Source organism: Cnuella takakiae (genome assembly GCF_001953305.1).
In the GTDB taxonomy this organism is placed as follows: Bacteria; Bacteroidota; Bacteroidia; order Chitinophagales; family Chitinophagaceae; genus Flavisolibacter; species Flavisolibacter takakiae.
In genome coordinates this window covers 1,632,723-1,639,559 of record NZ_MTFE01000010.1, presented here as the reverse complement: position 1 = coordinate 1,639,559, position 6,837 = coordinate 1,632,723, and the positions used below count along the sequence as shown (strand labels likewise).

Below are 6,837 nucleotides of genomic sequence, written 5' to 3'. Positions count from 1 at the left end.
ATAGGTTCGGCTCCTAAAGGAGCCGGTGAATTCCATGAGATTGTTTTGCTACCAATATATGGCTCCTACTGGGCCAGCCTGCCGCACCATAAGTAAATAATTTCAATGGGCGATCCAGAACCCACGTTACATTTAAGTTGTGGGGCCAGACCATGGTCCATCGTCCATGGTCCATCGTCCGCTCCCCACCTTTAACGCCCCAGATAACCTATAATCCCTATTTTACAGTTAGGTTGCAGGGTTTGCTTTTTAAGTAAGGTCTTTGCAGCAATCACCCGCAAACTACTGTCCCATTAGCATGGCTTTCTCCTTCAGTTCCAAAAGGCTACGCATAACAGCTCTCATCATATTGGTGATGTTGGCACTGGCGGGGATACTCCACTTTTGGTTTAGCCGCAATGCTGCCCGCTACCTCGAGTCGGTGGTCAGCGATCAGTCGGGCGGCAAGCTGCAGCTAGAGGCAAAAGGTTTTTCCTACAACCTGTTCACCGGCTTTATTGAAGTGCGTAAAGGTTCGCTGCGCTCCCTCGACAGCAGCTCCAACCCGGCCACTTACAACATCCGGCTCGACAAGCTCACCCTCCACATCCAGTCTTTTTGGCCCCTGCTGCTGGAACACAGGCTCCTGCTCGATTCCGTGGAAGTAAACAGCCCCGAGATCACCATTTATCGCTGGCGCAAAGACCCCGACCTGCTCCGCAGCCGCGACCAGGTATCGCTGCCCTCTGAACTGGGCCGCCTGTACCAGTCGCTGCTCGATGCGCTGGATGGCCTGCAGCTCAAACGCATCATCATCCGCAATGCAGGCATGGTGCTCAACGACCGCATCAACCCCAACCTGCCTCCGGTGCGGCTGCGCCATGTTGATTTCGATTTGCAATATCCCGGTGGACAGCGGCGTACTGACGGGCGGAAAACCTTTGCCCAAAATGCAAGGCTCCACATACCGGCACAAAGCCTCAACCTGCCCGATGGCAAACACCGGCTTTCCTTCAAAAGAGTGGAACTGGAACAGTTTGGCCAAAGGTTGCAGTTGGATAGCTGCACCATCGCCACTGTTGGCGGCAAGACGGGGCAGTCGCAGTTTGTTTTTTATTTTAAAAAGCTCCTGCTGAGTGGTATGGACTTCGATGCCCTGTACCGGCTCAATACCATCAAGGCTGATTCGGTATTTTGCACCAGCCCCATGTTCCGGCTGGTAGTGCAAAAAGATTCGGTGCGGGCGAAGGTCCGCACCAAGGCCATGCCCCAGCAATCGTTTCGCAACCTGCTTTCCGACATGGGTGCCAGCCTCGACCTGGGTTTTATTGGGGTACGAGATGCCGGTTTTCAACTCAACTTCAACGGCAACAAGAAGCGTACGATCAGCAATACGCGGCACGATGATTTTTCCTTGCGGGGCCTCCACATCAATGCAGACAGCATCCAGCCCTTCAGCGTGGCAGCTTTCGATATGATGGTACGGGGCTACGAACTGTACAACGAAGACAGCAGTACCCGTTTCCGCTTTGATAGTATCCAGTTCAAAAACGACCGGATTGTGCTGCGGCAATTTGCCGCCGAAACCCTCCCAGGCCGCAACAACCTCCACAACGAACGGAGGTATACCATTCCCTATTTCGAACTGCAGGACCTCAACTGGTACGCACTCATTTTTGAAGACCGGCTGCAGGCACGCAATGCCTACATGGTGAACCCGGATATCTATTTCAGGGCGCTTAAATTCAAGCGTCCGCGCAACCGGCAGTCCTTGTTTGAAATACTGGAAACGGCTGGCGACCTCCTGAGCCTCGAAGAAGTACATGTGCGCAACGGCAACCTGCACCTAGTGCCCAATAGCCGCACCGATATCCGCCTTAATGGCGCCAGCCTGGTGCTACGTACCCCTTCGCTGCTGCAGGCGCGCAGTACAACGGGTATTAAAAACAGCGTGCGGCAACTCCAATTCACCAGCGGTACCATCGTTCAACCCAATGCCGCCATCCAACTACAGGATGTTCGTTACCAGGAGCAGGAAGGCTTGCTGGCAGGCAGCCTACACATCAACAACAAGAACCTGGATGCCACCCTACAACAGGTAGCCCTCGCCGATGCACTGGTAGACCGTGAAGCCAACAGCATTGCACTGAAAGGCCTGCGCTGGCAAAAAGGATCGCTGCGGATGCAACTGGTACCCGCTGCCCCAAACAATAATAACGATCCAGGCACCATCAGCCTGGAAGGTTTGCAGGGCGCAAACACCAGCCTGCTGCTCACGCGTGGGGACAAACGTATTTCTGTGCTGGTGCACAAGCTTTCCGCCGACCGCATTCAACAAGGCGGTGGCAAACCGGTGCAGGTAGCTGGGCTGGCACTGCAAACAGGCGCGTTAAATATTCATCTGGGTCCCCAACAAATTGCCGCCCAAAGCCTGCACTACCGGCAGGATGGTGCTTTTAAACTGGACCAGGTAAGCCTGAAAAAACAAACGGATGGCGACACCCTGAACCTGCAAACGGCATCGGTAAGTGGTATTGCCCTGTTGGAATCCTTACTCCGCCAGCAATGGCGTATGGAGCAGGTAACCGTGGAGCACCCCCAGTTGGTTTGGCGCAAAAGACTGTCTGCAGGCCAACCACCGGCACCAAAGGACAGAAAAACAACACCGCTGCATATTGGTTCCGTAGTGATCCTGCGACCGTCGGCCGATCTTAGTTTATACAAAAAAGACTCAGCCTCTTACCTCCGGGTACAATCCATTGCCAATGGCCGGATTGAGCTGCGCAATTTTAGTACAGAAAGCACAAACCTTTCGTTGGAAAAATTGTTGCTGCAAACCGGCCCGGTGGTATACCAAACCCATGATGGGAGGAATTTGGGTACTGAAAAAGGAAGCCTCCACCTGGAAGTTTCCCAGCTGAAAAGAGGCCTGGTGGATGGCAAACCCCGCTGGAGCGGAACTGTGGATTCCATACTGTTGCAACAGCCTACCAGTATTGCATTAGGCAAGAAGGGGGCGAAACTCAACATAGCTTCGGCATCGGCGGGCAACCTGCTGATACCACAAACCGAAAACAGCTTACAGGAGCTGTGGCAGTACCCCAAACTATGGCTGCGCACAGGCACGGGCACCTACCGCGACAGCACCTCTGTTATGTACTGGGAAAGGGCCCATTACGATGCCCTGAATAACACTTTGTCGCTCGACTCATTCAACATCCAGCCTGCTGTTACCCGGGAGTATTTTATTGCTACCCATCCCTACCAGGCTGATTATATCACCTTCCAATCAGGACAGGTACAACTAACCGGATTCGATCGCACCCGCTTTGAGCAGGAACAGTTCTTGGGAGCTAAAAAAGTTACCGTACAAAGACCGGTAATTACACTCTACCGCGATAAAAGACCACCTTTCAAAGGCGGGGTAAATAAGCCTTTACCTACCAACAAACTGCAGCAGATCGCCATGCACCTGCAGATTGGCCAGGTACAGTTGCTGGACGGCATCGTGGTGTATACCGAACTCAACCCCCGCACCAACGAGGAAGGCATCATTACCCTCACCAACCTCAACGCCACCATTGAAAATATCCGCAACCGCAACATTACGCAAAACGATTCGCTGTACATAGCCATGGAGGCACTGCTGTTGGATTCGGCAAAAGTGAGTATGCAACTTAGGGAAAGTTATGCCGATACCCTTGCGGGTTTTGTGATGCAGTTAAAGATGCGCCCCACTTCGCTTTCCTTTCTGAACCCCGTGGTGGCGCCCCTGTCTTCGGTAAATATTGTTTCGGGCACCGTCGATTCGCTCTACCTCAATGCCCTTGGCCGCGAACACCTGGCGCTGGGTGAAATGCACCTTTTTTACCGCGACCTAAAAGTAAAACTGGTGCAGTTTGGCGAAAGCAAAACACCCAAGGTACTGCTAGCCGTTGCCAGCTTCCTGGCCAACAACCTCGTAATCCGCACCAACAACAAAGGCCGCAAGAGCCTCATGTATGTTGAGCGCCTCCGCGACCGTTCCGTGTTCAACTACCTGGTCAAAATGACCATGAGCGGTATTGTTTCGGGGGTGGGTGTAAAAAGCAATAAAAGGATCCTGAAGCAGTACAAGAAAGACCTCGAACGCCTGGAGTTGCCCCATTTCCGCAACGAGCAAAGGATAGAGGCATTGGTGAAGGAAAAGGAGTAAGCGGCGTGCCCATTCTCCTGCTACCTGGTGTTGCAAACTTAATTTCCAGGACCCCAATCAGCCTTCCGTCCCACCTTTTGTTTGATCAAATTCACATTGCCACATTCCGCCATTTCTCCTATCTTCATCAAAATAGTTGCATAACTAACTAATTTGTTATGACCAAACGAACCATCCGTAAAATAGCTGTTCTGGGCAGCGGTGTTATGGGGTCGCGTATTGCTTGCCATTTTGCCGGGATCGGGTTGCCCGTATTGCTGCTCGATATTGTTCCTGCCGATGCCAAAGACAGCGACAACAAAGCCCTGCGCAACAAGATTGTCAACGACGCCCTGCAGGCCGCCATCAAAAGCAACCCCTCGCCTGTTTACCACAAAGACGTGGTGAAACGCATCACCACCGGCAACTTCGACGATAACCTGAAAGATATTGCTACTGCCGACTGGGTGATTGAAGTGGTAGTGGAACGGCTGGATATCAAAAAGCAGTTGTTCGAAAAAGTGGATGCCGTACGCAAACCCGGCACCCTCATTACGTCCAACACTTCGGGTATTCCCATCCACCTGCTGAACGAAGGCCGCAGTGATGATTTCAAGAAACATTTTTGCGGTACCCACTTCTTCAACCCGCCGCGTTACTTGCGCCTTTTGGAGATCATTCCCACACCGGAAACGGATCCTGCCATCGTGGATTTTCTGATGGATTATGGTGATCGCTTTTTGGGTAAAACAACCGTACTGGCCAAGGACACACCCGCATTTATAGCCAACCGCATCGGCGTGTATGGCATCATGGCCATCTTTGGCCTGATTGAAAAAATGGGATTGACCATTGACGAAGTGGACAGCCTTACTGGTCCCATTATCGGCCGACCCAAATCTGCCACCTTCCGCACTGCCGATGTAGTGGGAATAGATACCCTGGTGAAGGTTGCCAAAGGCGTATACGAAAGCTGCCCGCAGGATGAAGCCCGCGACAGTTTCCGCATCCCCGGATGGCTCGACAAGATGGTTGCCAGCAACTGGCTGGGTGATAAAACCGGTCAGGGCTTTTTTAGAAAGGTGCGGAACTCCTCCCCCACCGGGGGAGGCCGGGAGGGGGCTGGTGGCGGCGAAAAGGAGATCCTTACCCTGGACCTGAACACCATGGAATATGGCCCGCGCCAAAAGCCGAAGTTCAGTTCGGTAGATGCCGCCAAACCCATCGACGACCTGAAGCAAAGGCTGAAAATGCTGGTGGCTGCCGGTGACAAGGCGGGCGAGTTTTACCGCCAGTTTCACTATGGCCTGTTCTCCTACATTTCCCACCGCATCCCCGAAATTTCGGACGAGCCCTACCGCATCGATGACGCCATGATGGCCGGCTTTGGCTGGGAGATCGGCGCTTTTGAAAGCTGGGATGTGCTGGGTGTGGAACGCACCGTAAAAGCCATGAAGGAAGCCGGCTACAGCGTTGCCCCCTGGGTGGATGAAATGATCGCTGGTGGCCACAAAACTTTTTACCATTTTGAAAATGGCCGCAAGCTATCCTACGATCCTGCGGCAAAAACCTATAAACCCGTACCGGGTGGTGCCGACTTTATTTCCATTGCCAACTTTGCATCGGCACCTGTTTGGAAAAACGGCAGCTGCACCGTGGTGGACCTAGGCGACGAGGTGCTGGGATTGCAGTGGAACACCAAGATGAATTCCATTGGCGGCGATGTGCTCAGCGGCATCGGCAAGGCCATTGAACTGGCGGAGAAAAACTACCGTGGGCTGGTGATTGCCAACGAAGGTCCCAACTTCAGCGCGGGAGCCAACGTGGGGATGATCTTTATGCTGGCCATCGAGCAGGAATACGACGAACTGGATATGGCCATCCGGATGTTCCAGAACACTATGATGCGGGTGCGCTACTCCTCGGTGCCCGTAGTGGTGGCGCCGCATGCCCTGGCACTGGGTGGCGCCTGCGAAATGAGCCTCCATGCAGACAAGGTTTGCGCAGCTGCCGAAACCTATACCGGGTTGGTAGAACTGGGTGTAGGCCTGATTCCCGGTGGTGGTGGCACCAAGGAGTTCGTGCTGCGCTCCTCCGATGAAATGCACGAAGACGAACCAGAAACCATCACGCTCAAGAACCGCTTTCTCACCATTGCCACCGCCAAGGTGGCTACCTCGGCGCACGAGGCCTATGGACTCGGCATCTACCGTAAAGGGTTGGATGAAGTAGTGATGAACCAAAACCGCCGTGTGGCAGAAGCCAAGCGTTCGGTAGTAGAGTTGCAGGAAAGCGGTTATGTAATGCCGGTGCAACGCAGGGATGTAAAAGTGCTGGGCCGTACTGCCTTGGGTACTTTGTACTCGGGTATCCATGGCATGCACACAGCGGGCTATGCCACCGACCACGACGCATTGGTTGCCCGCAAGCTGGCCTATGTAATGTGTGGCGGCGACCTGAGCGAACCCACGCTGGTGAGCGAACAATACCTGCTCGACCTGGAAAGGGAAGCATTCCTGTCGCTGTGCGGCGAACGCAAAACCCTGGAGCGGATACAGAGTGTGCTGAAAGGTGGCAAGCCGGTGCGCAATTGATGCCATCTAGTTCGTTGCATGCAATTGCAACATGCGCTGTATAGAAACAGTTCTGTTATAAATAGTAAAGCCGCGAACCTCGTTCTCGGC

At 53.5% G+C, this 6,837-nt stretch carries 2 protein-coding genes; both read left to right on the top strand.

The genetic code is table 11. The features are described from left to right. Window positions 1-298: 298 nt before the first annotated feature. On the top strand, window positions 299-4,174 hold the full coding sequence (locus tag BUE76_RS07365; protein WP_143157208.1) for a hypothetical protein: 3,876 nt from the start codon (window positions 299-301) through the stop codon (window positions 4,172-4,174). 158 nt (window positions 4,175-4,332) lie between these two features. Continuing rightward, window positions 4,333-6,747, top strand: coding sequence for a 3-hydroxyacyl-CoA dehydrogenase/enoyl-CoA hydratase family protein (locus BUE76_RS07360; RefSeq protein ID WP_073040375.1), 2,415 nt, complete (start codon window positions 4,333-4,335; stop codon window positions 6,745-6,747). The last annotated feature ends 90 nt before the right edge of the window (window positions 6,748-6,837 follow it).

Bases quoted from the DNA above. Each gene is read 5' to 3' on its own strand.
- BUE76_RS07365 (WP_143157208.1), top strand. From the start codon at position 299: ATGGCTTTCTCCTTCAGTTCCAAAAGGCTACGCATAACAGCTCTCATC.
- BUE76_RS07360 (WP_073040375.1), top strand. From the start codon at position 4,333: ATGACCAAACGAACCATCCGTAAAATAGCTGTTCTGGGCAGCGGTGTT.